The organism is Streptomyces sp. NPDC001135, from assembly GCF_053598395.1.
Genome location: NZ_JBSFKD010000005.1, coordinates 83,275 through 110,093 on the forward strand (window position 1 = coordinate 83,275; position 26,819 = coordinate 110,093).

The window sequence follows — 26,819 nt, forward strand, 5'->3', positions numbered from 1 at the left end:
GAGCCTATGCGGCGGCCTTCACCCCGGCGCGGTCGGGCGTGGGGGCCAGGCGGCGCCGGCGCTTCGGCATGCCGAACGTCGGGTGGGCGATGCCCCATCCGGCCCCCTTGAGCACGCCCGCCTTGAGCCACGCGGCGGTCCGGCCGCCCACGTACCAGGACTTCGACCGGACTTCCTCGTCCACCATCTGGAAGACCGCGTCCCGCCGCCCGAGGCTGATGTGGTTGCCGTAGTACTTCAGCCCGGTGGTCGGGACCTCGCTGCCCGTCAGGCGCGCGACGATCGCGGCGGTCGCCTGCATGGTGGTGTAGCCGGCCGAGGCGCAGGACATCGGCAGCGGCCGGCCGTTCTCGCCGATCGCGTAGGCGCAGTCGCCGGCGGCGTAGACGTCCGGGTGCGAGACCGAGCGCATGGTGCGGTCGACGACGATCTGGCCGGTCTCGGCGACCTGCAGGCCGCTGGCGGCCGCGATGGGGTGCACGGCGAACCCGGCCGACCACACCGTCACGTCGGCCGGGACGGACGTACCGCCGACGGCGATCGCCCGAGTCGGCTCGACGGCTTCGATGCCGCTGTGCTCGTGGACGGTGACGCCGAGCCGGTCGAAGGCCTGGCGCAGGTGACGGCGGGCCTTCGGGGAGAGCCAGGCGCCCAGCTCGCCGCGGGCGGCGAGCGCGACGGTGAGGTCGGGCCGGGACTCGGCGAACTCGGTGGCGGTCTCGATGCCGGTCAGCCCCTCACCGACGACCAGCACGGTACCGCCCTCGCCCAGCTCGGCCAGGCGCTCGCGCAGACGCAACGCCGAGGACCGGCCGGTCACATCGAAGGCGTACTCGGCCACGCCGGGCACGCCGTGGTGGGCCACGGAGCTGCCGAGGGCGTAGAGAAGGGTGTCGTACGTGAGCTCGCCGTCCCCGTCCTCGCCGGTCACGGCGACTGTCCTGCGCTCGGGGTCGACGCCCGTGACGCGCGCCAGCCGCAGCCGTACCCCGGTGCCCGCGAACACGTCGGCGAGCTTGCGGCACGCGAGGTCCTGGCCGATCGCGAGCTGGTGGAGCCGCATCCGCTCAACGAAGTCGGGCACGGCGTTGACGACGGTGATCTCGGTGTCGGCGGGGGAGAGCCGGCGGGCCAGGCTTCCGGCGGCGAAGGCCCCGGCGTATCCGGCGCCGAGTACGACGATGCGGTGCTTCATGACGATGCTCCTGTCTCGTTCACGTGCCCCTTGGACGAGACGGCGCCCCGATTGCTGACAGGAGCCGGGTGTGATGCGGGTCACCGCTGGTCCGTCCGGCGCGGAACCCGGGGAAGGGTGCCCGATCCGCCGCTCGTCCGTCTGTCGCGGTGTCAGCTCGTCCGCGGGTCAGCCCTCACCCACCAGGTCGAGGTCTTCGCGCGACGCCACCGCGGTGATCTCCGGAACAGGCCACGTGCGGTTCAGCGGCAGGGACACATCCCGCCACCAGGGGTGTGCGGGGAGGACTCCAGCCGGCTCGAAGGGCCGGCCCGGAACGGGGAGGGCGACCGCCTGTCCGACCGCGCCGGCTGCGGCCAGCGTCCACTCCCCCGGCTCGGCCCAGGGGTGCGGGGCGAGGTTGAAGGTGCCCCAGTGGATCGGCAGCAGCGCGCCGTGCGGCGCCCCGCCCTGCAGGTCGAGGTGGGCGCGCAGGCCTTCCTCGGGGGTCATGTGGATGTCGGTCCAGAACTCGCTGTACGCGCCGATCTGGATCATCGTGGCGTCGAACGGGCCGTGGGCCGCGCCGATGGTCTCGAAGCCGTCGAAGTACCCCGTGTCACCGCTGTGGAAGACGCGGTGCTCCTCGCCCGCGACGACCCAGGACGCCCAGAGGGTGTGCTGGGTGTTGCGCAGGCCGCGACCGCAGAAGTGGCGGGCCGGGGTGGCGGTGAGGGTGAGCCCGCCGATTCTGGTGGACTCGTGCCAGTCCAGTTCGCGCAGCCGGTCCGGGGAGACGCCCCAGTGTTCGAGGTGGGCGCCGACGCCGAGCGGCACCGCGAACAGGGTGTCCGTGCCGGCCAGCTCCTTGATCGTGGGCAGGTCCAGGTGGTCGTAGTGGTCGTGCGAGATGACGACCACGTCGACGTCGCCGAGCGCGGCCAGCGGCAGCGGCACGGGGTGCAGCCGCTTGGGTCCGGCGAAGGGGAACGGGGAGCAGCGCTCGCCCCAGACGGGGTCGAACAGCACACGGTGGCCGTCGATCTCCGCGAGGACGCTGGAGTGGCCCATCCAGGTCAGCCGCAGTCCCGTGGCGGGCGGCTTGGCCAGGTCGGCGAAGGTCGTGGGATGCACCGGGACGGTGCCCTTCGGGGCGCGCAGGGGACGGGTGTCCTTGTCGAGGAACACCTTGGCGAGGTCCAGCGTGGAACCGGAGGGCCGGGTGCGTGCCGTACCGCCCGGGTTCTGGAAGACGCCGTCCCTGAAGTGGGGAGAGCGGCGGATGCGTGCCAGGCGCTCACCGCCCGGGTCCGCGCCGAAGGCCGCCGGCCGCAGCGCACGGAGCCCGGAGCTCGAGGAACGCAATCCCGTCACGGTACCTCCCGGTGGAGTGGGTGAGGCTCCCCATTATGGTCGGCACCTCCGACAGCCCGGGACGGCCGGGGTGCCCGCGCGGCCCCGGCGATCCCTACTGACCCGTTGTTCAGCCCATTGACAGGGTGCGACGACCTCCCGATACTGACTCACTGTTCAGTAGAGAGAGGCACCGGAAGCGAGGCGCCGGAAGCTCCGCCCGGCGCCTTCGCGCGACGGCATGCGGACGCGCGACGGGATGCGGGCGCACGGCGGTGCACCGGCCGCGGTGGGCCTGCCGCCGGGCGGCCCGTCCGCCCCGGTCCCCAGGCCCCGACCGGCCCGGTCCCCACCCGAGCACCGCCCCCGAGGAGACCCCATGACCGCCCCCTCCCCCTTGATGTCGCTCGTCTGGACGGACCACGTCACCGGCCGCCGGGGCTTCCTGGTCGTGGACCGGCTGGTGCGCGGCGTGGCCAGCGGCGGGCTGCGGATGCGCCCCGGCTGCACCCTGGAGGAGGTGGCGGGGCTCGCCCGCGGCATGACGATGAAGGAGGCGCTGCACTACGACCCCGAGGCCCGCTACGTCCCCCTCGGCGGCGCCAAGGGCGGCATCGACTGCGATCCGCAGGACCCACGGGCGTACGGGCTCCTCGTGCGCTACCTGCGCGCGATGCGGCCGTGCGTCGAGAGCTTCTGGACCACCGGCGAGGACCTCGGCCTCACCCAGGACCTCGTCGACCGGGCGGCTGCCGAGGCGGGCCTGGTCTCCTCCGTCCAGGCGGTGTACCCGCTGCTGGACGACGAGGCGGCGGCCCGCAGGCGGCTCGCGGACGCCTTCGCGGTCGTGGTGGACGGCATCGGCCTGGACGAGCTGGCCGGCGGCTGCGGGGTCGCCGAGTCGGTGCTTACGGCACTGGACCGGGCGGTGGTGCCGTACGCGGGCACCCGGGTGGCCGTGCAGGGGCTCGGGACGATGGGCGGGGCCACCGCGCGGTTCCTCGCGCGTGCGGGGCTGACGGTGGTGGCGGTCGCCGACGTCAAGGGCACGATCGCCAATCCGGCGGGGCTCGACGTCGAAGCACTGCTGGCCGCGCGGGACGGCTACGGCACCGTCGACCGCCGTGTGCTGCGCCCCGGCGACCGCGAACTGCCCGGGGACGCCTGGCTGTCCGCCGACGCGGAGGTGCTGGTACCGGCCGCCGTGTCGTACGCGATCGACACCGGGAACCAGCAGCGGGTCCGCGCCCGCTGGATCGTGGAGGCCGCCAACATGCCCGTACTGCCCGAGGCGGAGGAGACGCTGGCGGCGCGCGGGGTGGCCGTGCTGCCGGACGTCGTGGTCAACTCGGCCACGAACGCCTGGTGGTGGTGGACCCTGTTCGGCGACATCGGCCCCGGCGCCGACGAGGCCTTCGCACACATCCGGCGTTCCATGCGCGCCCTGGTCGAGCTGATGCTGGACCGTGCGGACGCGGACGGTACGACCCCGCGCGCCGCCGCCCACGCCCTGGTGACCGACCGGCTGCCGGTGATCGCGGACCGCTTCGGGTGGTACCGGTGACGGACCGCGGCGAGCCCCCGGCCCCCGTGGGCATGTCACAGTCCCGCACCGGAACGGCCGGCGGGAACCGGGCTCTTCCGCGCCACCCTCGCCAACGGACTAGGGTGACCGGGTGGCGAGAGTGCGGTTGAGCGTGGCCGAGCGGCGGGAGGAACTGCTGCGGGCCGCCATCGGGCAGATCGAGGCGCGTGGCGTGGCGGCGGTCAGGATCGCCGACGTGGCCGCGACGCTCGGGGTGAGCAACGCGCTGGTGCTGTACCACTTCTCGACGAAGGAGAAGCTGGTCGCGGCCGCGTTCGCGTACGCGGCGGAGGACGACCTCGCGCATCTGCGCAAGCTGCTGGGGCGGCGGACGTCCGCGCTGCGCCGGCTGCGGGCCGCGGTGCGCTGGTACGCGCCGACCGGACAGGCCAAGGGCTGGCGGCTGTGGATCGAGGGATGGGCGGCGGCCCTGCGCGAGCCGGCCCTGCGGGAGGTCACCCGGGACCTCGACAAGCAGTGGAAGGCGGCGATCGCCGACGTCGTCGCCGAGGGCGTGGCGGCCGGCGAGTTCACCTGCGCCGACCCCGCCGGTGCCGCACTGCGGCTGACCGCGCTGCTGGACGGGCTGGCCGTGCAGCTGACCTCGTACCCGGGAGCGGTGCCGCGGACACGCGCGCAGGAGTGGGCCGACGACGCGCTGGCCCGGGAACTGGGCCTGGACCGGAAGACCCTGAACGAACGCTGACCTCAGCGCCGGGCGGCACCCTGCCCGCGGGACACGGGCCGCCACCGCCGGCCCCGCCCGTCCCCGGCACAGCCGGGCCCCGCGGGTTTCCGGCAGGGCGGACCCGACCCGTACGGCCCGGCGCCGCCGCGCACCGCCGGACGCGACCGTGCCCCGCACCACGGGTGTGCGGGGCACGCGGGTGTCGGTCAGGCCACCGAGGTGATGCGCAGCTTGATGTCGTCGGGGGACAGGGCGCCCTTCGCGGTGACGTGGTCGCCGGAGGACTCGCCGCGCAGGCGGCGGCCGATCCACGGGACCAGGTACTCGCGGGCCCAGTGGACGTCGTCGCGGCGGATGTCCAGCGTGCCCCGGGGCGGCTGCGGCGGCCACGGCTGCTCCGGGTCGGCCGGGATGTCGAGGCCGAGGGCCTGGCCGGCGCGCAGCGCCACGCGCGTGTGCCCCTCGGGCGAGAGATGGAGCCGGTCGCTGTCCCAGGCCCTGCGGTCCTGCACGGACTTCAGGGACCACAGGTCGAGCACCGGGCAGCCGTACCGGTCGGCGATGGCGCGGACGTGCCCGTTGTACGTGGCGATCTTGCCGCGCAGATGCTTGAGCAAGGGGACGCCACGGGTGTCGAAGCCGGTCGTCACCATCACCGTGCCGGCCGCCTCGGTCAGCCGGGCGACGGCCCGCTCGAAGCGCTCGGCCACCTCGTCCGGGTCGGTGCCGGGGCGGATGATGTCGTTGCCGCCCGCGCAGAAGGAGACCAGGTCCGGGGCGAGTTCGACGGCCTGCGGGAGCTGGTCCTGCACGATCTGGTCGAGCAGCTTCCCGCGCACCGCGAGATTGGTGTACTCGAAGTCCCCCTCGGGCCGCCGGTCGGCGAGCAGTACCGCGAACCGGTCGGCCCAGCCCACGAACGCCCCGTCGGGCCCGGGGTCGCCGACGCCCTCGGTGAAGCTGTCCCCCACCGCCACGTACGACCCGATCACTGATCTGTTGTCATTCTTCGAATCGTCTGCCACGTCGGACCATGATTCACCTTCGGATGTGACCTACGCGACCGTAGGCAGGGGTTGACGAACGGTGAGATAAGACACCCTTAATTCGTTTGCGTACCCGGAATAAGGCGGACACACCGAAGGCCGGACCCGGGGATCGTGGGTCCGGCCTTCGGCCGTGTGCCAGGCAGGCGGTTGTGGCGGGGTGTCAGACGACGGCGACGCCGTGCCCGCGGAGGTAGCCGACCGGGTCGATGTCGGAACCGTAGTCGGGGGTCGTACGGATCTCGAAGTGCAGGTGCGGGCCGGTGACGTTGCCGGTGGCGCCCGACAGGCCGACCTGCTGGCCCTCGGTCACGGTCTGCCCGGCCGAGACGGAGAGCCGGGAGAGGTGGCCGTACTGCGCGTAGTGACCGTCGTCGAGCCTGAGGACGACCTGGTTGCCGTACGCGCCGCCCCAGCCGGCGGAGACGACCGTGCCCGCGGCGACGGCCTTGACGGGGGTGCCGGTCGGTACGACGAAGTCGACGCCCGTGTGGTAGCCGCTGGACCACATGCTGCCGGCCACGTGGTAGCCGGTGCCGATGGTGGCGCCGGCGACCGGGAGGGTGAAGCCGGTGGAGGTGGTCGCCGTCGCGGCGGCGCCGGAGGTCCTCGGCGCCGGGGCCGCCTGGGACGTGGAGCGGGACGAGTCGGCGGACGGCCGGCTCGCGGGCGCGGGCTCGGTGCGAGCCGGTGCGGACCGCCGGCCGAGCGCGAGCTTCAGGCCGGGGTGGATCAGCGCCGGGTCGTCGCCGACGGCCTGCCGGTTGGCGGCGTAGAGGCGGTGCCAGCCGCCCGCGACGTGCTGCTCGTCGGCGATCGTTGACAGGCAGTCGCCGGACTTCACCCTGTAGGTGCGCCATTCCGGACTCGGCTGCGCGGCGGCCTTGTCCACCGGGGCCTCGAGGGACTGCGCGGCCCGGGCGGAAACGGACTGCGGGACGGTGGCGGCATGCGCCCCGGTGGTGCCGACGAGCGGGAGGGCCAGGGCGGCGCCGCCGGTTCCGGCAAGGGCGATCGAGCGGGAAAGACGCGGGGGCTTGGGGCGTCGGTGCTTGCCCTTACCGGGCATGGCGCATTCCTCTCCGGCGCCTGCGAGGTGAGCTGTCGGGTTCGGGCTGGAGCTGCCCGGCCGTGCGCGCACGGCTTCACCCCGAGCCTGTCGCGGAGACCGGACAGGCAGTCGTACCTGGTGGGTCCCCCGCTCCTGCCGAACACGGGTCAAGTGTGTGGGACTCCGGGCGGCGGCAGGATGCGGCGTTCCGTCCGGATCGGTGGCGAACGTAAGCGAGTGGGACGCGGGGAAACAAGCATCCCGTTCCCGCCGTTCGACGTGACGAAGATCGCTCACGGGACATCTCGGTCACACTCCGTGAATTCCGTCCGCTCCACCCTTTCCCTTTCCCTTTTCACCATGGGAATTACGTGAACATGACGTGCGACGCACGGTCACGAATATGACGCTCCTCACGCACACCCGGCCACGAGCCCTTATTCCCCGGCGAGTTGGAATGAAGGCGCCAATTCGGGCAGAAGGTTCAGATACGGCGCAGCCGGAGAACCGTTGCATCCAGGTCACCCTTGAGTCCGGTGCGCAGCCCGTGGTGCAGCAGGACGGCCCCGCGGTGGACTTCACCCGTCTCACGGCATTCGTACGACGCCGCCGGGTCGAGTCCGCGCAGGCGCAGCGGCGGCACGGGCTCGCCGTGGCTCTGCGCCGGGAGCCAGGCGAGGACCACCGTCTCCTCGCCCAGGACGTACTGGACGGCACTGGGACCACCGGCCGGCGGTCGCAGCCGGTACAGGTCGCCCCGCTGGACGACCGGGCGGATCTCCTTGTAGAGCCCGACCCACCACCGGGCCTCGGCCAGCTCCTGATCGGTCCATTCCGTGAGATCGCCGCCGACCCCGAGAACGCCCGCCATGGCGCTGACGAAACGGAACCGCAGGGAGCTGACCCGGCCATTGAGCTGGGTGTTCGGACTGTCGGTCACCCAGGCGGCCATGATCCGCGCGGGGTGGATCTGACTGAAGCCGTACTGGATGGCGAGCCGGTCCAGCGGGTCGGTGTTGTCGGAGGTCCACACCTGGTCGGTGCGGCTCACGACGCCGAGGTCGATGCGGCCGCCACCGCCCGAGCAGGACTCGAAGGCGACGGAGGGATGGGCCGCGCGCAGCCGGTCCAGCAGGGCGTACAGGGCGCGGACGTGGTCCACCCACAGGCGCTGCGGGTACGGCTCACCGGGCCAGCCGGCATCGGTGAAGCAGCGGTTGAAGTCCCACTTGACATAGTCGATGGGGGCGCCGGCGAGCAGGGTGTTCAGCTGCTCCCACAGGTACTCCTGGACGTCCTCGCGGGCGAGGTTGAGGACGAGCTGGTTGCGCAGTTCCGTCCGCTTCCGTCCCGGCTGGTACTGCACCCAGTCGGGATGCGCGCGGTACAGGTCGCTGTCCGGGTTGACCATCTCGGGCTCGACCCAGATGCCGAACCGCATGCCGAGGGCGTGCACCTGGTCGGCCAGCGGCTTCAGGCCGTGCGGGAAGCGGTCGGGGTTGGGGGTCCAGTCGCCCAGGCCGGCGCGGTCGCTGGTGCGGGCGCCGAACCAGCCGTCGTCCACGACGAAGAGCTCCACGCCGATTCCGGCGGCCCGGCGGGCGAGCGCGAGCTGCTGCTCCTCGGAGATGGCGAAGTTCGTCGCCTCCCAGGAGTTGAAGAGCACCGGCCGGTCCCGCCCGGCGTCCGGGATGACGTACGCGCGCTGGTAGGCGTGCCAGGCGCGGCTGGCACCGCCGAAGCCGCCGTCGCTCCACAGGCCCGCGAAGACCGGGGTGGTGTACGACTCCCCCGGCTCGAGGAGCAGCAGACCCGAGTCGTCGTAGCCGGCGCCGCCGGTGATCTGCACGCGCGCGTCCGGGAGCTGGGCGACCGCGATGCGCCAGGAGCCGGACCAGCCCAGCGCGCAGCCGTAGACCTCGCCGTGCTCCTCGGTGGCGTCGGTGTCCAGCGCCACCCAGGGCAGGTGCTGGTGGCCGGTGTGGCCGCGGCGGCTGCCGATGACCTTCTCGCCGTAGGTGAGCGGGGCGGTGGTGAGGCGGGACTCGGCGGCCCAGCGGCCGTGCAGCTGGGACAGCCGCCAGCCCTCGCGGTCGGGCAGGGTCCAGGTGGCGGCGTCGGCCCGCAGCAGCTCCACGCGTGTGTGTCCGCCGTTGTCGACGGTCACCCGGCGTTCCACGACATCGCCGCGCATCCGGTAGTGCAGGGTGACGGCGAGGCCGTCGTCGTCGAAGCGCAGCCGCAGCTCGTCGCCCTCCGTCCGGTCCACCTCGTACGCCTGGAAGGCCCACTCCGTGCCGCGGCGCTCGGCGGTGCGCACCGACAGGGCGGGGCGGACGAAGCGCGGGCCGCCCTCGACGGGGTACTCCTCACGGCCGTCGAGCGGGGACTCGAAGGGCCAGTGGCCGGGCAGCGGGTCCTCGGCCAGGGCCTGCGCGTCCGCGAGGGCGATGCGGGGCCCCCAATGCAGGTGGAGCAGCTCGTCCGTGGCGGTGAGATGCAGGGCGTAGCTGCTGGTGGGCCCCGAGAGGAGCCAGGTACGACCGTCTTCGGCGATGTCCACCACGTAAGCCTCACAGGTGCCAACAGATCCGCTCAAGTGCCAACATCATCGAGGCGTGCGGGCGCGGTGACAATGCCTGTGGACAACTCCTTGCCCGAGGTAACCGATGTCGTATGGTCGACAGAGCGCCCGCCGACGAGCCGCGACGGCGGGGTCCGAGCGTGAGGAGCCCCCCGTGACGCAGCAGGTCCCGTCGACCGAGCCGGAGCTGGCCGGAGTACGCAATTTCCGTGACGTGGGCGGACTGCCGACCGTGGACGGACGGCGAGTGCGCCACGGGGTGCTGTTCCGCAGCGGTCACCTGGCGCACGCGACCGAGGACGACGCGGCCTTCCTCGCCTCGCTGGGCCTGCACACGATCTTCGACTTCCGCAACGAGGCCGACCAGAAGCTGGAGGGTCCGGACGTGGACCTGCCCGGCGTGCGGAACGTGAACCTGCCCCTGAGCGACCCGGCGGACGGCGCCGAGTTCTGGAAGATGGTCCGCGACGGCGACCTCGACCAGCTGCGTGACATCCTCGCCGACGGCAAGGGGGCGGCCCGGATGGTCGCCTCGTACCGGGTGATCGTCAAGAAGCGCACCGCCGAGCACTCCCAGGTGCTGCGCGCGCTCACCGAGGACAGCGTGCCCGCGCTGATGCACTGCGCGGCGGGCAAGGACCGCGCGGGCATCTCCATAGCCGTCACGCTCCTCGCGCTGGGCGTGGAGCGCGAGGCGATCATCGCCGACTACCTGGAGTCCAACGCCAAGCACCGCCGCTACAAGGTTCGCCGCAGCGGCAGCGCGGACACCGCGTACACCCCGGAGGTCATGGAGCTGCTGAGCCCGCTCTTCGACGCCCGCGCCGAGTACCTCCAGGCGGCGTTCGAGACCATCGAGCAGACGTGGGGCGACGTGGACACCTACCTGGAGCAGGGCCTCGCGCTCACCCCGGCGGCCCGTGACCGGCTGCGCGAACGCCTCCTGGACTGACCGGAACACCACCGAACCGCCCCGGCTACGCTGCCGGCATGTGGAAGGAGATCGCCGCAGAGGCGTACCCCGGGGCCGAGTTCACCGGACCCGCCGCCGCGGCGGGACTGACCGAGGCTGGACGGCGGCTCGGACTGCCGCTGCCGGCCGAGCTGGTGAGCCTGCTCGGCGAGACCGACGGCATCGTGGGGCACGACGGGGTGGACACGGTCTGGCCGCTGGAGCGGATCGTCCGGGACAACCTCCAGTTCCGGTCGGATCCCGCCTTCGCCGCGTTGTACATGCCGTTCGACCCGTTGCTGTTCTTCGGGGACGGCGGCGGCGACCAGTTCGCGTTCGTCCGCACCCCCGCGCGGCCCGACGTCTTCGTGTGGGAGCACGAGGACGACAGCCGGCGGTGGGCCGCCCGGGATCTGCGGGACTACCTCGGCCGGTCCCTGAGGAGCGACGGGGACGACTGGTACCGGTAGCCGGCCGCCGGGTCAGTTCTTCGCGCCCACCGCGAACAGCAGGAACAGGAACGCGGCCAGGACGTGACCGAGGGCGATGTAGATGATCAGGCGGACCCACAGGGCACGGGGGAACTTCGTCTCGAGGTTGCTCATGGCAGCTCTCCGGTCAGCGGCCCCAGGCACAGCGTGGCCGTGGGACTCTGCAGCAGGGTGTGGACGAACAGCAGCTCGACGCCGTCATGGTCCTCGGCGGCGAGGCGGTGCGGGGTGAGGGAGTCGTAGTGCGCGCTGTCGCCCGGCGCGATCAGGTGCGTGGTGTCACCGAGGCGCAGCCGCAGCCGGCCGCCGAGGACGTAGAGCCACTCCTCGCCGGGGTGGACGCGCACGATGTCGCCCTGTGAGCCGTACGGCACGCGCACGCGCAGGGCCTGCATGCCGCGGCCCGGCGCCCCCGCCTGGAAGTACGTCCAGCCGCCGGCCCGGGTCGGCTCCATGTCGCCGGCCCGCACGATCGCGTTCCGGTCGGCGACCGTCTCGCCGAGGAGTTCGGAGACGGTCGTACCGTAGATGCGGGCGAGAGCCAGCAGCATCGGCAGCGAGGGCTGCCGCTGTCCGGTCTCCAGCCGGGACAGATGGGCCGGCGAGAGCCCGGCGGCGCGGGCCGCGGCCTCCAGGGTGAGGCCGGCGCGCCGGCGCAGTCCGCGCAACTGCGGTGCGACGGCGGGCAGCTCGTCGCCCGGGCCCGCCGACGGGCCGGCGTCTGAGGCGTTCATGCCTCCATTCAGCCCCAGCTTTGCCTGTACGGCAATTTTCTTGCCCGTGAGGCAAAGACCGAAGGCCGGCGCTCAGCGGCCCGCCACCGCCTGCTTGATCAGGGTTTTGCCGAAGTCCCACATCAGACCGCCGCCGCTGTGGGCGTCGTCCATCACGGCGGTGAAGGCGTCCACGAACCGGCCGACGTCCGCCTCGTCGATGATCAGCGGCGGGATCAGCTTGATCACCTCCAGGTGGTCGCCGGATACCTGGGTGAGGATCCGGTGCCGCTGCAGCAGCGGTACGACGACCATCTGGGCGAACAGTCCCTTGCGGGCGGCCTGGAGCATGGTCCAGCGGCTGCGCAGCTTCAGCGAGGACGGTCTGCCGAACTCGATGCCGATCATCAGGCCCCGGCCGCGGACGTCGGCGAGCAGCTCGTACTTGTCGACCATCGCGGTCAGCCGGGACTTCAGCAGGTCCCCGGTGGTGCGTACGCCGGCGACGATCTGCTCGTTCTCCATGACCGACAGCACCGCCAGGCCGCAGGCCATCGCCTGGGCGCCCGACCCGAAGCTCGCCGAGTGGACCAGCACGCGGTCCATGGACGAGTACACCTTCTTGAAGATCCAGTCCTTGCCGAGGGTGGCCCCGACCGGGACGTAGCCGCCGGACAGCGCCTTGGCCACGCACACCAGGTCGGGTTCGACGCCGTCCTCGTGCTGGTAGGCGTAGAAGTCGCCGGTACGGCCCAGGCCGGTCTGCACCTCGTCGGCGATGAGCAGCGCCTTGTGCCGGTGCAGCAGCTCCTGGGCGGCGCGCAGATAGCCGGGCGGGGCCTCGTGCACGCCCTTGCCCTGGATCGGCTCGACGATCAGGGCGGCCACGTCGCCCTTCTTCAACTCCCGGGCGAGGGCGTCGAGATCGCCGAGCGGTACGGCGGTGTCGGGCAGCAGCGGGGCGAAGCCGTCCCGGAATCCGCTCTCGCCGTTGACCGACAGCGAGCCGGTGGTCAGGCCGTGGAAGGCGTGGTCGCAGTAGAGGACCCTGGGCCTGCCGGTGGCGTACCGGGCGAACTTCAGGGCCGTCTCGACGGCCTCCGTGCCGCTGTTGCCGAAGAACACCCGGTCCAGGTGCGGGCTGTGGGCGAGGAGCCGTTCGGCGAGCAGACCGGGCAGCGGCTGGCAGTCGAAGCGGGTGAGGTCGGCGAGGTCCAGGTCGAGGACGTCGTGCAGGGCCTTGCGGACGACCGGGTGGTGGCGGCCCAGGCCCATCACCCCGAACCCGGCGAGCATGTCCAGGTGGTCGTTGCCGTCGGCGTCGAAGAAGTGGGCGCCCTCGGCCCGCTCGTAGACCTTGTCGAAGCCGATGGTGTGCAGCATGCGCGGGAGCTGCGGGTTGAGGTACTTGCTGTGCAGCTCGTAGCGTTCGGCTCCGCGCTCGGCGAGCAGGGCGCCGAGGTCGAACTCCGTGCTCATTCACTCTCCTTGGCTGTGCCGCCCGCGTCCTTGACGGCCAGGCTCCCACTGATCCGCCCGGCGATCTCGACGGGCGTGAGACCGATGTCGGCCAGCACCTCGCCGCGCTTGGCGTGGGCGAGGAACTGCTCCGGGATGCCGAACCGCCGTACCGGCACGTCCACGTCGGCGTCGCCGAGGGCCAGCGCCACGGCAGATCCGACACCCGCGGAACGGCTGTTGTCCTCCACCACGGCCACCAGGCGGTGTCCGGCGGCCAGGCCCGCGAGCGCGGGGTCGACGGGCTTGACCCACCGCGGGTCCACCACCGTGCAGGGGATGCCGCGCGCGGCCAGCAGATCGGCGGCCTTCAGGCACACCGGGGCCATCACGCCGACGGCCACCAGCAGCACGTCGGGGCGTTCGGCGCGGTGCAGCACGTCCATGCCGCCGACGCGGTCGAGTGCCGGGATGTCCGGGCCGACCGACTCCTTCGGGAAACGGACCAGCGTGGGCGCGTCGTCCACCGCGACGGCCTCGCGCAGCTGGGCGCGCAGCTGGCCGGCGTCGCGCGGGGCGGCGATCCTGAGGCCGGGCACCACCTGCAGCACGGACATGTCCCACATGCCGTTGTGCGAGGCCCCGTCGACGCCGGTGACACCGGCCCGGTCCAGTACGAAGGTCACCCCGCAGCGGTGCAGCGCGACGTCCATCAGCAGCTGGTCGAAGGCGCGGTTGAGGAAGGTGGCGTAGACCGCGACGACCGGGTGCAGCCCGCCGGTGGCGAGGCCGGCCGCGGAGACGGTGGCGTGCTGTTCGGCGATGCCCACGTCCCACACGCGGTCCGGGAAGCGCTCGGCGAACCTGCCGAGGCCGACCGGGTGCAGCATGGCCGCCGTGATGGCGACGACGTCGTCCCGCTCCTCGCCGATCCGCACGATCTCGTCGCCGAACACCGAGGTCCACGAGGGGCCGTTGGACGGTGCGAGCGGCGCGCAGGTCAGCGGGTCCATCACGCCGACGGTGTGGAAGTGGTCCTCCTCGTGGTTGAGGGCGGGCTCGTAGCCGCGGCCCTTCTCCGTGAGGCAGTGGACCAGGACGGGGCCGTGGAAGCGTTTGGCGCGGCGCAGCGCCGACTCGACGGCGCCGATGTCGTGGCCGTCGATCGGGCCGACGTACTTCAGGCCCAGGTCCTCGAACATGCCCTGCGGGGCGAAGGCGTCCTTGAAGCCCTTCTTCGCGCCGTGCAGGGACTCGTAGAGCGTGCCACCGACGACGGGTGTCCGCAGGAGGACCTCCTTGCCCCAGGCGAGGACCTTCTCGTAGCCGTCGGTGGTGCGCAGGGTGGCCAGGTGGTTGGCGAGGCCGCCGATGGTCGGGGCGTAGGAGCGTTCGTTGTCGTTGACGACGATGATCAGCGGACGGTCCCTGGCCGCCGCGATGTTGTTCAGCGCCTCCCAGGCCATGCCGCCGGTCAGCGCGCCGTCACCGATGACCGCGACCACATGGCCCTTCTTCCCCTGCACCTGGTTGGCCTTGGCCAGGCCGTCGGCCCAGCCGAGCGCGGTGGAGGCGTGGCTGTTCTCGATGACGTCGTGCTCGGACTCCTCGCGCGAGGGATAGCCGGACAGGCCGCCCTTGCCGCGCAGCTTGGAGAAGTCCTGACGCCCGGTCAGCAGCTTGTGGACGTAACTCTGATGGCCGGTGTCCCACAGGATGCGGTCGACCGGTGACTCGAAGACCCGGTGGAGCGCGACGGTCAGTTCCACCACGCCCAGGTTGGGCCCGAGGTGACCGCCGGTTCTCGACACCGCGTGCACCAGGAACTCGCGTATCTCCTCGGACAGTTCACCCAGTTCCGCCTCGGACAGCGCCTTCAGGTCGCGTGGTCCCCGGATGCTCTCCAGAATGGTCACGCTGGGCCCCCTCTCGGTCCGTGCCGTGCTGTACTCAACTCACTTCGTCTGCGGGGCTCGTCCGCTCGGCGAGCTTCATGGCCTCCTCGATGAGGGTCTCCACGATCTTCGACTCGGGTACGGTCTTGACGACCTCGCCCTTGACGAAGATCTGCCCCTTTCCGTTGCCCGAGGCAACTCCGAGGTCGGCCTCGCGGGCCTCGCCGGGACCGTTGACCACACAGCCCATCACCGCGACCCTGAGCGGCACGTCCATGCCGTCGAGGCCCGCCGTGACCTCCTCGGCGAGCCGGTAGACGTCGACCTGGGCCCGGCCGCAGGACGGGCAGGAGACGATCTCCAGGCGCCGCTGCCTGAGGCCCAGGGACTGGAGGATCTGGATACCGACCTTGACCTCCTCCACGGGCGGCGCGCTCAGGGAGACGCGGATGGTGTCGCCGATGCCCCGGGACAGCAACGCCCCGAAGGCCACGGCCGACTTGACCGTCCCCTGGAACGCGGGCCCCGCCTCGGTCACCCCCAGGTGCAAGGGGTAGTCGCAGCTCTCGGCGAGCTGCCGGTACGCCTCGATCATCACGACCGGGTCGTTGTGCTTGACGGAGATCTTGATGTCCCGGAAGTCGTGCTCCTCGAAGAGCGACGCCTCCCACAGGGCCGACTCGACCAGCGCCTCCGGGGTGGCCCTGCCGTACTTCTGCAGCAGCCGCCGGTCCAGCGAGCCGGCGTTGACACCGATGCGGACCGGCGTGCCGTGGTCCCCCGCGGCGCGCGCGATCTCCTTCACCTGGTCGTCGAACTTCTTGATGTTGCCCGGGTTCACCCGGACCGCCGCGCAGCCGGCCTCGATGGCCGCGAAGACGTACTTCGGCTGGAAGTGGATGTCCGCGATCACCGGGATCTGCGACTTGCGGGCGATGGTGGCGAGGGCGTCCGCGTCGTCCTGCGTGGGGCAGGCCACACGGACGATCTGGCAGCCGGACGCGGTGAGTTCCGCGATCTGCTGCAGGGTGGCGCCGATGTCCGACGTACGGGTCGTCGTCATCGACTGCACCGACACCGGGGCTCCGCCCCCGACCGCCACCGGCCCCACCTGGATCTGCCGCGACTGCCGCCGCGGTGCGACCGGCCGGGCCGGTACCCCGGGAACCCCCAAGGGGACGGCGGTCATCGCGTCACTCCCGGTTTCCGGAGACGGTCTCGCGCATGGCCCGCAGCGACTCCTTCAGGGAGCCCATGGTGGCGAGGACGGCGGTGGGTTCGTAGCCGCAGTGCGCCATGCAGTTGGCGCAGCGCGGGTCCTTGCCGCGCCCGTACTTGTCCCAGTCGGTCTCCTCGATGAGTTCCCGGTACGTCGGCACGTAGCCGTCGCTCATCAGGTAGCAGGGGCGCTGCCAGCCGAAGAGCGAGTAGTTCGGGATCGCCCACGCGGTGCACGGGAAGTCGACCCTGCCCTCGAGGAAGTCCAGGAACAGCGGGGAGTGGTTGAGCCGCCACTTCCTGCGGTTGCCGCCCGCGAAGGCCTTCCTGAACAGTTCGCGGGTCTGCTCCACGCCGAGGAAGTGCTCCTGGTCGGGGGCCTTCTCGTAGGCGTAGGCGGGCGAGATCATCATCTCGTCGACCTTCAGGTCGTCGTTGAGGAAGTTGAGCACCTCGATGATGGTCTGCGGGGTGTCGGTGTTGAAGAAGGTGGAGTTGGTGGTCACCCGGAAGCCGCGCCGCTGGGCCTCCTTGATGGCCGCCACCGCCTCGTCGAACACGCCCTCCTTCGCCACGGACTCGTCGTGCCGCTCACGCAGCCCGTCGATGTGCACGGCGAAGGCGAAATAGGGAGAGGGCTTGAATTTGTCGATCTTCTTGCGCAGCAGCATCGCGTTGGTGCACAGGAAGACGTACTTCCGCCGGGCCACCAACTGGCGCACGATCTCGTCGATCTGAGGATGCATCAAGGGCTCGCCACCGGCGATGGAGACCATCGGCGCACCGGACTCCAGCACCGCGCCCACGGCCTGGGCGACCGGCATGCGCTGCTTGAGCACACCCGCCGGGTGCTGGATCTTGCCGCAGCCCTCGCACTTGAGGTTGCAGGCGAAGAGCGGTTCCAGCTCGACGATGAGCGGAAACTTGTCCCGCCTGCGCAGTTTCTGTTCGGCCAGGTAAGTAGCGACCTTGATGGACTGACGCAGCGGCATGGCCATCTGGCTCACCTCCGGGGGAGCAGCAAAGAACGGTGCCATTCGAAAAATGCGGGAAGAACGGATCGAAGAACGCGGAAGGCCGATATTCCACCGCGCACCGTGCCGATCCGGACGAGTTCATGTTCGGGAGCGTCCACGACCACCCGTACGGCCGCAACCGGGCGCTCACCGATGCGGACGGCGCTCAGCAGGGTGGCCGCCGACTCCATGTCGACCGCGATCGCGCCGGTCGCGAGGAGCTGGGACCGCTCGGGGCCGCGCACGACGTGGTCGGAGCCGGTCAGCGGGCCGGTGTGCACCGTGCGCCCGGGCAGCACCCGCACGAGTTCCTTGACCAGCAGTTCGGTGCCCACGCAGGCGACGGCGCCGCGCGGGTCCCGGGTCTCCTCGGCGACCACCAGGTCCCCGGGGTGCATGCCGGGGGCGAGCCCGGCGCAGAAGCCGGTGGCCAGCACGACGGCGCCGACGAGGTGCGGCTCGGACAGGTACCCGGTGACGGATCGTTCCGCCGCCCGGGGACCCATACCCGTACGCACGAAGGTGACCGGCCCGCCGGCACCGCTGTGATCGCCGGTGCGCAGGGCGAGGTGCTCGATGCCGAGGGCGCAGGCGATCAGCAGCGGGGCCGGAGCGGGCTGGGTGCTCAACTCAAGCTCACCTTGGCCCCGGACAGCGGTTTTCCGGCGAGGAGGCCCCGCTCGAAGGGGTCGCCGTGCAGGTACCGGCCGAGTGCGGTGAGCGGGAAGACCTGCCGGTACAGGTGGTAGTTGATGGAGAAGTCCCAGGGGAAGCCGGTACCGGTGAAGTACGGCTCGTCCCAGGTGCCGTCCTCCCGCTGGGTCCCGGCCAGCCACTGGACACCCCGCTCGACGGCCTTGGAGTCCTTCTCCCCCGCCGCGAGCAGCGCCATCAGCGCCCACGCGGTCTGCGAGGCGGTGGAGGCGCCCCGGCCGCTCCACTCCTTGACGTACCGGTAGGAGCGCAGGTCCTCGCCCCAGCCGCCGTCGTCGTTCTGCACGCTCTCCAGCCAGGCCACGGCCCGCCGGATCGCCGGGTGCGAGCCGGGCAGCCCGGCCGCGGTCAGCGCGGGCACCACCGAGCCCGTACCGTAGACGTAGTTGACGCCCCAGCGGCCGAACCACGAGCCGTCCGGCTCCTGTTCGGCGAGCAGCCAGTCGATGCCCCGGCGCGTCCGCGGGTCGTGCGCGAGTCCCTCGGCGGCGAGCATCTCCACCACGTGCGCGGTGACGTCGGCGGACGGCGGGTCGATGACCTCGCCGAAGTCGCAGAACGGCAGCCGGTTGGGGAACGGGCTGGTGTTGTCGACGTCGAAGGCGCCCCACGCGCCGTTCTTCGACTGCATCCCGAGGTTCCAGCGCACCGCGCGTCCGATGGCGTTGTCCACGCGCTCGGGGTCGTGGTGCCGGACCCGGCGCAGGGCGAGGGCGACCTCGGCGGTGTCGTCGATGTCCGGGTAGTTGTCGTTGTGGAACTCGAACGCCCAGCCGCCCGGCGGAAGCCCCGGCCGGCGCACGGCCCAGTCACCGGGCCGCACGATCTCCTCGCCGAGCATCCAGTCGGCCGCCTTGACCAGCTGCGGATGGTCGGCCGGGAGACCCGCGTCGACGAGGGCGATGGTGGCGAGGCAGGTGTCCCACACCGGGGACTGGCAGGCCTCGATCATCCGGGCGCCGTCCTCACGCCACACGGCGAAGCGGTCCAGCGAGGCGAGGCCCTCGCGCATCACGGGGTGCTCGAGGTCGTAGCCCAGCAGGTGCAGGGCGATGACCGAGTACACGGCCGGGGGCTGGATGCCGCCCCAGCAGCCGTCGTTCTCCTGCCGTTCGATGATCCAGCGGGCGGCGGAGTTCATCGCGGCCCTGCGGAGCCGGCGCGGGGCGACCTTGCGGAACCGGTGCAGCACCTTGTCCAGGCGCTGGAAGGCCCCGTCCCAACTGGCCACCGGGGCAAGCGGCTTCACGGGGTTCGGGCGCGCCGGGTCGGTGTGCAGCTCGTCCAGCGGGAAGGGCGCGGGGCGCACCGGGCGCTCGGCCGAGACGATGGTCAGCGGCACGATGGTCTGCCGGGCCCAGCATCCGAAGTCGTAGATGTTCAGCGGCATCCAGGAGGGGAACCAGATGAGCTCCGGCGGGAGTTCGGGCAGGTCCTCCCACTTCCACCAGCCGAACAGGGCGAGCCAGATCCGGGTGAAGACACGCGCGGCGGCGATGCCGCCGCGCTCGCGGATCCAGGCGGACGCCTTCGCCATGTGCGCCTCGTCGGGCGCGTCGCCGGCCAGGCGCAGGGCGACGTACGCCTCGATGGTGGTGGACAGCTCGCCGGGCCCGCCGTAGAAGGTGGCCCAGGTGCCGTCCTCGCGCTGCTCGCCGCGGATGAACTTCGCGGCGGCCTGCGTGGTGTGCTCCTCGCGGATCCCCAGGAACTGGCGGAGCAGCAGGTCCTCGGCGTCCATGGTGACGTTGGTCTCCAGGTCGCCCTTCCACCAGCCCTGGGCGTCCTGCCGCGCGAGCAGGAAGTCGGTGGCGCGCCGGGTGGCGCGTACGGCGGCTTCTTGTACCCCGGCCGTCTCGGGGGTGATGAGGGTGGTGTCGCTGGCCGCGGCAGCACGGGACGGCACAGTCGCCCCGGTGCTTCCGTCGGTCGTCGCTGTCATGGCTTCCCCTTCGTGCAGTCGTGCGAGTCGTGCTGCTGTGGGTCCGCCGTCGGCCGGTGTCCGCACCATCCTGCGGCACCGGCCGGCGACTACGCGAGGCGTGTTGGGCCGATAGGGATCATCTCTTTCGTACGACGACGAAGTCGGCGAGCGCCGTGAAGGCGTCACGCACCCGGCCGGGCATGTCGACGGCGTCGAGGGCCTCGATGGCGATGGTGTGCTGACGGCGCGCTTCCTCGGCCGTCCAGGCACGGCCGCCGGCCTCCTCGATGAGGGCCGCGCGGGCCGCGAACTCCTCCTCGGAGAAGTTCTCGAAGTCGCTGCTCTTGGCGTCCGCGGCGAGGATCTCGCCGAGCCGCTCGGAGGCGGAGCCGCCGGCCGCGAGCGCGGCGACGACCGGCAGGGACTTCTTGCGCTGGCGCAGGTCGCTCCAGGTCTGCTTGCCGGTGGCCTCCGGGTCCCCCCAGATGCCGAGCAGGTCGTCGATCGCCTGGAAGGCGAGGCCGAGGTGGTAGCCGTACTTCTCCAGCGCGTCGGCGGTGGCGTCGTCCGCGCCGCCGAGGACCGCGCCGATGGAGCTGGAGGCGGCGAGCAGCGCGCCGGTCTTGTTGCCCTCCATCTCCAGGCACTCCTCGACACTGACCCGGTCGCGGTGCTCGTAGGAGATGTCCTGCGCCTGGCCGTCGATCAGGGCGCGGGAGGCGGTGGTCAGCCGGCGGGTGGCCCGGCCGGCCTCGACCGTGCCGAGTTCCAGCAGCACCTCGTTGGCGAGGGCGAACAGGGCGTCGCCGACCAGGATCGCCTGGGCGGGACCGTGCACCTTCCAGACGGTGTCGCGGTGCCGGCGCTGCTCGTCGCCGTCCATCAGGTCGTCGTGCAGCAGCGAGAAGTTGTGGACGAGTTCGACGGCCACGGCACCCGGGACGCCCACCTCGGGCGCGGCACCGGTGACCTCGGCGGAGAGCACGGCGAGGGCGGGACGCACGGCCTTGCCGCCGTCGCCGTCGGCCGGGTTGCCCTGGGCGTCGATCCAGCCGAAGTGGTAGGCGGCGACGGTGTCCATGGGAGACGCCAGCCGGTCGACGGCCGCACGCAGGACCGGAGTGGCCAGGGTCCGGCCGCGCTCCAGCAGCGCGGTCACGTCCACCGCGGCCCGTGGGGCGGGCGTCGAGGCCGGGGGCACAGTGGGCACAGTCTCTCCTCTTGTTGCGGTACCGGGGGTGCGGGGGCCTGCCGCGGGCTCCTGATCGAGCATCAGGCCGCCTCCTCGAACTCGAAGAGATGGCGGGGGCGGGGCCGGCCCAGGGCACTGAGCGCGGCGTCGGCCGCGCTCACTCCACTGCGGACCGCACTCTCCATGGTCGCGGGCCACCCGGTGGCGGTCCACGCTCCGGCCAGGTACAGGCCGGGGGCCTTGGTACGGGCGCCGGGCCGCAGCCGCCCGACGCCGGGGGCGGGGGCGAACGTGGCCGTGCGCTCCCGGGTCACGAAGAAGTCCAGCACCTCGGCGCCGCGGGTACCCGGGATCAGCCGTTCCAACGCGGGCAGGTAACGCTCGCGCAGTTCCGTGACCGGCAGGTCGATCTCGCCGTGCGCGGCCGACTGGGACAGCGCGAGGTACTGTCCCGCCCGTCGCCCGCCACCCCCCTTGTACGGAGGCCCTTCGGGCCCGCCTCTCAAGAGGCCGGAGGCGTCGGTGCGGTCGAAGACCCACTGCACGGGGGTGCCGAGGGCGGCGAAGAAGGGGCGCGCGAGCACCTTGCGGTCGTAGACGACATGGACGTTGAGGATCGGCGCGGTGCCGATCCCCAGCAGCCGCTCGGGCGCGTCGAGGGCGCCGGGCGGCAGCAGGTCGTGGGCCTCGCGCTGGGGTACGGCGAGGACGACGGCGTCGGTCTCGAGGCTCTCGCCGGGAACCTGAACGCTCCAGGCGCCGTTTTCGTTGATGGAGACGGAGGTGACGCGTGTACGGACCTCGGTACGGACGCCCGCGGAGTCGAGCGCCTTGCGGGCCAGCCGGTCGTGCAGTTCGCCCAGGGGGACGCGGGCCCAGCCGATGTCGGCCGCGCCCGGGTCGGACAGCAGACCGGTCTTGAACACCATCGCGGCGAGCCCCAGCGAGGCGTCGCCCGCGACCGCGTTGAGGGTGGCGACCCCGACCAGGTCCCACAGGGCCTCGACGGCACGCGCCGACTGGCCGTGCGCGGCCAGCCAGCTGCCGAAGTCCTGGGTGTCCAGGGCCGGATCGGCGAGGTCGAGCCCCTTCAGCGCGAGCGCGGCCCGCCCGACCGCGGCGCGCTCGGCGAGCGAGAGGTGCGGATAGGCGGCCAGGCTGCGCCCCAGATGCAGGGGGACGGGCAGCGGGTCGCGCCGCAGCCGGCCGAGCCGTCTGCCCTCGGGCTTGGTGACGTCGACGACGGGCACGTCCAGACGGTCCTGCAGCGGTGCCAACGCCGCGCCCTGGATCCGGTCGAGGAACCAGCGGTAGGCGGTGCAGCAGCGCAGGTAGACGTGCTGACCGTTGTCGACGGTCAGTTCGCCGCGCTGGAAGGAGAAGGCGAGGCCGCCCAGCCTGGGCCTGCCTTCGAGCAGGGTGACGCGGACGCCCGCGTCGGCGAGCGCGAGCGCGGCGGTGATCCCGGCGAGTCCGCCGCCGACCACGACGGCGCGGCGGCCTGCCGCGCTTTCCGGTTCCGCGGTGCCGTGCGCCCGTGCGGGGCGTGGGCCTTCGCTCATCGTGCGTCCTTCCATGCGCGAGCGCTCCGCGAGGAGTGCCGCGACAGGCCGTCCATCGCCTGCGGGCCCGTCGTGGCTGGTCGCGCAGTTCCCCGCGCCCCTTCGGGGCGCCGGCCTGCTGAGCATGCTGGTTGAACGGTGCACGCTCGGTCGTCGCCGTCAGGGACGCCACGCCGCTGCTGCGGGTTGCCTGACACCTGTCTCCTGGTTCGGCGAGGGTCCATCAGGCGCGCCTCCTGGCGGACCGCGGGGAGACATGGCGGGTGACATGCCGGGTGTCCAGGCCGGACAGGCCGCGCACGGCGACGTAGGCCTTCTCGCGTCCGGGCAGCGAGACCCGGCCGCGCAGCACGGCCTCGGGGTCGCGCTCGATGCGGTCCAGCAGCCGGCGGTAGATGCCGGCCATGGCGGCGACGCACGCGCCGCTGCGCCGGTCGAGCATGGGCAGCAGCCGGTAGCCCTCGGCGAAAAGGGCGCGGGCCCGCCGCACTTCGAAGTGCACGAGGCCCGCGAAGTCGGAGCCCTCCGGTGGCGTCGGCCCGTCGAACCCGGCGGAGCAGCCGAACTTGGCGAGGTCGTCGGCGGGCAGGTAGGTACGGCCGCCGGACGCGTCCTCGCGGACGTCCCTGAGGATGTTGGTGAGCTGCAGGGCGAGGCCGAGCGTGTCGGCGTACTCGGACGCGCGCTCGGCGCCGCGCGCTCCCGGTTCGGTGCCGAACACGCCGAGCGAGAGGCGGCCGATGGCACCGGCGACACACCGGCAGTAGCCCTTCAGGTCGTCCCAGGTCTCGTAGGTCTCGCCGCGCACGTCCATCTGGACGCCGTCGATCAGTTCGTCGAGGCCGCCGAGCGGGATCGGGAAAGCGCGTGCCGCGTGGGCGAGGGCGACGGCGACCGGGTCGGTGTCGTCCTCCTGCACCCCGTCCTCCCGGACCCGGGCGAGCAGCGCCCTGGTGTCCTCCAGCCGCTTCAGCTTCACCTCGCCCGCCAGGTCGCCGTCGCCGATGTCGTCCACGCGCCGGGAAAACGCGTACAGCGCCGACATGGCGCGGCGCTTGGGCGTGGGCAGCAACCTGATGCCGTAGGCGAAGTTGCGGGCCTGCTGCCCGGTGACGGTCTCGCAGTAGCTGTAGGCGGCGAGTACCGGTGCGGACACGTGCGACGGAGAATCCACGGTCCGGATCACCCCTCTCCTCGCAGGATCACGCCCGCCTCACGCAGCAACTGGACCTTGCCGGGTCGGGGCGGGCCGGGAAGTACGTCGTATTCGGCGGCGGCGATCGCGTGGATCGCCGCCTTCCCCCCCGCCACGAACCCTGCGAGCAGCAGCTTCAGCCTGCCGTGGACGCTACCCACCAGGGGGGCGCCTTCATTCAGCAGATCTCGGGCGCGTTGTGCTTCGTATGCAACCAGGGCGCGCACCGATGCGCCCGCGGTTTTTGCGCCAAGATCCGTTTCCTGGACGTGGAAGCGCTTCATGTCCGCGGCCGGGAGATAGATCCGGTCGCGGCCGAGGTCCTCGGGGACGTCCTGGAGGTGTTCCACGATCTGCAGCGCGGTGCAGATCGCGTCGGACAGCCTGATCCGCTCGGGGGTCGCGGTGCCGGTGACGGCGAGGACGAGACGGCCGACGGGATTGGCGGACAGTTCGCAGTAGGCGAGGAGGTCGTCGTAGGTCTCGTACCGGGTGACGAGCTGGTCCTGGCGGTTGGCGGCGATCAGTCCGAGGAAGGGCTCGGGGGTCAGGGAGCGGCGGCGGACGGTGGGCTGCAGGCGGCGCAGCAGCGGATGGCGCGGGGTGCCGTCGAAGACCCGGCGCAGGTCGGCCTCGAACGCGTCGAGGAGGGTCAGGCGGTCCTCGGCGTCGGGGGGCGACACGCCGAGCGCCCGTGCGTCGGCGCCGCCCGGGGCGAGGTCGCCGTCGCCGATGTCGTCCACCAGGCGGGCGAAGCCGTAGACGGCCATCAGGTCGTCGCGCCACGCCCGGGGCAGGAAGAAGGGGGCCACCGGAAAGTTCTCACGCGTGGCTTTGGCCAGGGTGGCGCGTTCCAGGTCCGGCGCCGTCTCGGTGGCCGTCATCGGGCGCTGCCCGCGGCGGGGACGGCACATGCTGCGTTGAGCTGGGGAGTTTCCGTAGCCATTGCCGTCACATCTCCCGTTCTACACTGCCGACCCAATACACACTATTTCGGACACGCCGCCCGGCAATTCGCCGGTCTCTCTGGCGCAGGGTGTCGCGCATTATCGCCCCACTTGCCGCTTTCCGGCACCGGTACAGCTTACGTTGTACAACGCAGCACGGTTCGTCGGGGTGTCCTGCGCATCACAACAACACACCGATTGGTTCCAAGATTCCTGACGCCAGCCGGAGTTGACGGTTCCTTTACGGGCGCGGGGCCCCGCCGGACGGTATCCGGCGGGGCCCTGGCCGAAACAGGCTACTTGCCCGTGAACTTCTCGTACTCCTTCAAAACCTCTTCGGTCGGTCCGTCCATACGCAGCTCACCGCGCTCCAGCCACAGGACGCGGTTGCAGGTGTCCCGGATGGACTTGTTGTTGTGACTGACCAGAAACACCGTTCCGGCCTCCTTGCGCAGTTCCCGGATGCGTTCCTCGGAGCGCTTCTGGAACTTGCGGTCACCGGTGGCGAGCGCCTCGTCGATCATGAGGACGTCGTGGTCCTTGGCGGCGGCGATGGAGAACCGCAGCCGGGCCGCCATACCGGAGGAGTACGTGCGCATCGGCAGGGTGATGAAGTCGCCCTTCTCATTGATCCCGGAGAAGTCGACGATGTCCTGGTAGCGGTCCTTGATCTGCTCCCGGGACATACCCATGGCGAGCCCGCCCAGGATGACGTTCCGCTCGCCGGTGAGGTCGTTCATCAGGGCCGCGTTGACACCGAGGAGCGAGGGCTGGCCGTCGGTGTAGACCTTGCCCTTCTCGGCGGGCAGCAGGCCGGCGATGGCCCGCAGCAGCGTGGACTTGCCGGAGCCGTTGGAGCCGATCAGGCCGATGGCCTCGCCCCGGTAGGCGACGAAGGACACGCCGCGCACGGCGTGCACCTTGCGCACGCCCCGTGCCTCGTCGTCCGAGCCCCGCTTCAGGATCCGGCTGAGGGCTGCCGTGGCGCTGCCCTTGCCGGTCTTGGCGCCGTTGACGCGGTAGACGATGTGCAGGTCGTCCGCGATGACGGTGGGGCGGCGCTCCCCCGTGGGCTGCCCGGCGTTCTGCTCAGCCACGGCCGTACCTCTCTTCCGCCTTCCAGAAGTACACGAAGCCGCCGGCGAAGACGACCACGGCCCAGAACAGTGCGACGGCCCACACGTGCGGCGGCAGGTTCGAGGCGCCGTAGCCGTCGATCAGCGCGTAGCGCATCAGGTCCATGTACACCGCGGCCGGGTTGACCTGCAGCAGCCGGACCGCGATCTCGGAGCGGCCCTCCATCATCTTGTTGATGGAGAACATGACGCCGGAGGTGTACATCCAGGTGCGCAGGACGAACGGCATCAGCTGGGCGAGGTCCGGCGTCTTGGCGCCCATCCGGGCCACGATCAGCGCGAGCCCGGTGTTGAACAGGAACTGCAGCAGCAGGACCGGCACGATCAGCAGCCAGGCGGGGCTCGGGTAGCTGCCGAAGCCGATCGCCACGACGAACATCACGATCATCGAGAACAGCAGCTGCTGGAGCTGCTGCAGCGAGAAGGAGATGGGCAGCGAGGCGCGCGGGAAGTGCAGGGCGCGCACCAGGCCGAGATTGCCGGAGATCGCCCGGACGCCCGACATGACCGAGCTCTGCGTGAAGGTGAAGACGAACACACCCGTGACCAGGAACGGGATGTACACGTCCTGGGACAGACCGCGGCTCGCGTGCAGGATCACGCCGAAGATGAAGTAGTACACGCCCGCGTTGAGCAGCGGTGTCGCCACCTGCCACAGCTGGCCGAGCTTGGCCTGGCTGTACTGGGCCGTCAGCTTCGCCTGGGAGAAGGCGAGGATGAAGTGGCGCCGCCCCCACAGCTGGCGGACGTACTCGGCCAGCGAGGGCCGGGCGCCGCTCACGGCGAGCCCGTACCGGGCGGCGAGCTGCGCCGCCGCCAGCCCCTCGTCGGGCGACGGTATCGCGCTCACCGCGACACCGCCGTCATGCGTTGTGTGACTCACGAGTGGAAATCCGGAACTCTCTCGGTAAGAAGCTTGCTCTCT

At 71.7% G+C, this 26,819-nt stretch carries 23 protein-coding genes and 1 riboswitch; of the genes, 4 read left to right on the plus strand and 19 right to left on the minus strand.

Annotation, left to right across the window (positions count from 1 at the left end):
• Positions 1-4: 4 nt before the first annotated feature.
• Both ACWC94_RS08955 and ACWC94_RS08960 read right to left on the minus strand, forming a co-directional pair.
• Positions 5-1,195 (minus strand): NAD(P)/FAD-dependent oxidoreductase, encoded by a 1,191-nt coding sequence (locus ACWC94_RS08955; protein ID WP_450795764.1) that lies wholly within the window; start codon positions 1,193-1,195, stop codon positions 5-7.
• Between the two features lie 168 nt (positions 1,196-1,363).
• Positions 1,364-2,548, minus strand: a complete 1,185-nt coding sequence (locus ACWC94_RS08960; protein WP_450795766.1) for an MBL fold metallo-hydrolase — start codon at positions 2,546-2,548, stop codon at positions 1,364-1,366.
• A gap of 358 nt (positions 2,549-2,906) precedes the next feature.
• Between ACWC94_RS08960 and ACWC94_RS08965 the strand changes: the two genes are divergently transcribed.
• Together ACWC94_RS08965 and ACWC94_RS08970 are read left to right on the plus strand one after the other, a co-directional pair.
• The gene (locus tag ACWC94_RS08965; protein ID WP_450795769.1) at positions 2,907-4,091 is read left to right on the plus strand and encodes a Glu/Leu/Phe/Val dehydrogenase dimerization domain-containing protein; all 1,185 of its coding nucleotides are present in this window, start codon (positions 2,907-2,909) and stop codon (positions 4,089-4,091) included.
• 112 nt (positions 4,092-4,203) lie between these two features.
• Positions 4,204-4,818: a TetR/AcrR family transcriptional regulator gene (locus tag ACWC94_RS08970; RefSeq protein WP_450795771.1), complete on the plus strand. Its 615-nt coding sequence runs from the start codon at positions 4,204-4,206 to the stop codon at positions 4,816-4,818.
• A 188-nt stretch (positions 4,819-5,006) separates the two neighbouring features.
• Here ACWC94_RS08970 and ACWC94_RS08975 read toward each other — a convergent pair whose 3' ends face one another.
• The 3 genes from ACWC94_RS08975 to ACWC94_RS08985 form a co-directional block, all read right to left on the minus strand.
• Positions 5,007-5,792: an SGNH/GDSL hydrolase family protein gene (locus ACWC94_RS08975; protein WP_450795977.1), complete on the minus strand. Its 786-nt coding sequence runs from the start codon at positions 5,790-5,792 to the stop codon at positions 5,007-5,009.
• Positions 5,793-6,009: 217 nt separating this feature from the next.
• Positions 6,010-6,915, minus strand: coding sequence for a M23 family metallopeptidase (locus ACWC94_RS08980; RefSeq protein WP_450795773.1), 906 nt, complete (start codon positions 6,913-6,915; stop codon positions 6,010-6,012).
• Positions 6,916-6,919: 4 nt separating this feature from the next.
• Positions 6,920-7,081, minus strand: a riboswitch (cyclic di-AMP (ydaO/yuaA leader).
• A 300-nt stretch (positions 7,082-7,381) separates the two neighbouring features.
• Complete coding sequence (locus tag ACWC94_RS08985) at positions 7,382-9,463, minus strand: alpha-galactosidase (RefSeq protein WP_450795978.1); 2,082 nt, start codon at positions 9,461-9,463, stop codon at positions 7,382-7,384.
• A gap of 172 nt (positions 9,464-9,635) precedes the next feature.
• Between ACWC94_RS08985 and ACWC94_RS08990 the strand changes: the two genes are divergently transcribed.
• Both ACWC94_RS08990 and ACWC94_RS08995 read left to right on the plus strand, forming a co-directional pair.
• A complete protein-coding gene (locus tag ACWC94_RS08990; RefSeq protein WP_450795775.1) occupies positions 9,636-10,433 on the plus strand; it encodes a tyrosine-protein phosphatase in 798 nt (265 codons plus the stop codon).
• 38 nt (positions 10,434-10,471) lie between these two features.
• Entirely contained in the window at positions 10,472-10,903 is a 432-nt protein-coding gene (locus ACWC94_RS08995; RefSeq protein WP_450795777.1) for an SMI1/KNR4 family protein, read from the plus strand.
• A gap of 12 nt (positions 10,904-10,915) precedes the next feature.
• On the opposite strand, the gene ACWC94_RS09000 is transcribed toward ACWC94_RS08995, so the two are convergent.
• The 14 genes from ACWC94_RS09000 to ACWC94_RS09065 all read right to left on the minus strand — a co-directional run bounded on the left by ACWC94_RS09000 (position 10,916) and on the right by ACWC94_RS09065 (position 26,777).
• On the minus strand, positions 10,916-11,038 hold the full coding sequence (locus ACWC94_RS09000; RefSeq protein WP_450795779.1) for a DUF6126 family protein: 123 nt from the start codon (positions 11,036-11,038) through the stop codon (positions 10,916-10,918).
• The gene (locus ACWC94_RS09005) at positions 11,035-11,658 is read right to left on the minus strand and encodes a helix-turn-helix domain-containing protein (protein ID WP_450795781.1); all 624 of its coding nucleotides are present in this window, start codon (positions 11,656-11,658) and stop codon (positions 11,035-11,037) included. Before ACWC94_RS09005 ends, ACWC94_RS09000 begins: the two co-directional genes overlap by 4 nt.
• A 72-nt stretch (positions 11,659-11,730) precedes the next feature.
• Positions 11,731-13,116, minus strand: coding sequence for an aspartate aminotransferase family protein (locus ACWC94_RS09010; protein WP_450795783.1), 1,386 nt, complete (start codon positions 13,114-13,116; stop codon positions 11,731-11,733).
• Entirely contained in the window at positions 13,113-15,011 is a 1,899-nt protein-coding gene (gene dxs / locus ACWC94_RS09015) for a 1-deoxy-D-xylulose-5-phosphate synthase (protein ID WP_450795785.1), read from the minus strand. Before dxs ends, ACWC94_RS09010 begins: the two co-directional genes overlap by 4 nt.
• 34 nt (positions 15,012-15,045) lie before the next feature.
• Positions 15,046-16,179, minus strand: a complete 1,134-nt coding sequence (gene ispG, locus ACWC94_RS09020; RefSeq protein ID WP_450795788.1) for a flavodoxin-dependent (E)-4-hydroxy-3-methylbut-2-enyl-diphosphate synthase — start codon at positions 16,177-16,179, stop codon at positions 15,046-15,048.
• Between the two features lie 4 nt (positions 16,180-16,183).
• On the minus strand, positions 16,184-17,206 hold the full coding sequence (gene hpnH, locus ACWC94_RS09025; protein WP_450795790.1) for an adenosyl-hopene transferase HpnH: 1,023 nt from the start codon (positions 17,204-17,206) through the stop codon (positions 16,184-16,186).
• 5 nt (positions 17,207-17,211) lie between these two features.
• Positions 17,212-17,853 carry a phosphorylase family protein gene (locus tag ACWC94_RS09030; protein ID WP_450795792.1) on the minus strand — a complete coding sequence of 214 codons (642 nt, stop codon included), beginning with the start codon at positions 17,851-17,853 and terminating at the stop codon, positions 17,212-17,214.
• The gene (shc, locus tag ACWC94_RS09035; protein ID WP_450795794.1) at positions 17,850-19,880 is read right to left on the minus strand and encodes a squalene--hopene cyclase; all 2,031 of its coding nucleotides are present in this window, start codon (positions 19,878-19,880) and stop codon (positions 17,850-17,852) included. Before shc ends, ACWC94_RS09030 begins: the two co-directional genes overlap by 4 nt.
• A 118-nt stretch (positions 19,881-19,998) precedes the next feature.
• On the minus strand, positions 19,999-21,063 hold the full coding sequence (locus ACWC94_RS09040; protein WP_450795979.1) for a polyprenyl synthetase family protein: 1,065 nt from the start codon (positions 21,061-21,063) through the stop codon (positions 19,999-20,001).
• Positions 21,064-21,134: 71 nt separating this feature from the next.
• Entirely contained in the window at positions 21,135-22,616 is a 1,482-nt protein-coding gene (gene hpnE / locus ACWC94_RS09045) for a hydroxysqualene dehydroxylase HpnE (RefSeq protein WP_450795796.1), read from the minus strand.
• Between the two features lie 223 nt (positions 22,617-22,839).
• Positions 22,840-23,802, minus strand: coding sequence for a presqualene diphosphate synthase HpnD (hpnD, locus tag ACWC94_RS09050; protein ID WP_450795798.1), 963 nt, complete (start codon positions 23,800-23,802; stop codon positions 22,840-22,842).
• Entirely contained in the window at positions 23,799-24,695 is an 897-nt protein-coding gene (gene hpnC, locus ACWC94_RS09055; RefSeq protein WP_450795800.1) for a squalene synthase HpnC, read from the minus strand. Before hpnC ends, hpnD begins: the two co-directional genes overlap by 4 nt.
• A 359-nt stretch (positions 24,696-25,054) precedes the next feature.
• A complete protein-coding gene (locus tag ACWC94_RS09060) occupies positions 25,055-25,855 on the minus strand; it encodes an ABC transporter ATP-binding protein (protein ID WP_450795802.1) in 801 nt (266 codons plus the stop codon).
• On the minus strand, positions 25,848-26,777 hold the full coding sequence (locus tag ACWC94_RS09065) for an ABC transporter permease (RefSeq protein WP_450795804.1): 930 nt from the start codon (positions 26,775-26,777) through the stop codon (positions 25,848-25,850). Before ACWC94_RS09065 ends, ACWC94_RS09060 begins: the two co-directional genes overlap by 8 nt.
• Positions 26,778-26,819 lie beyond the last annotated feature (42 nt).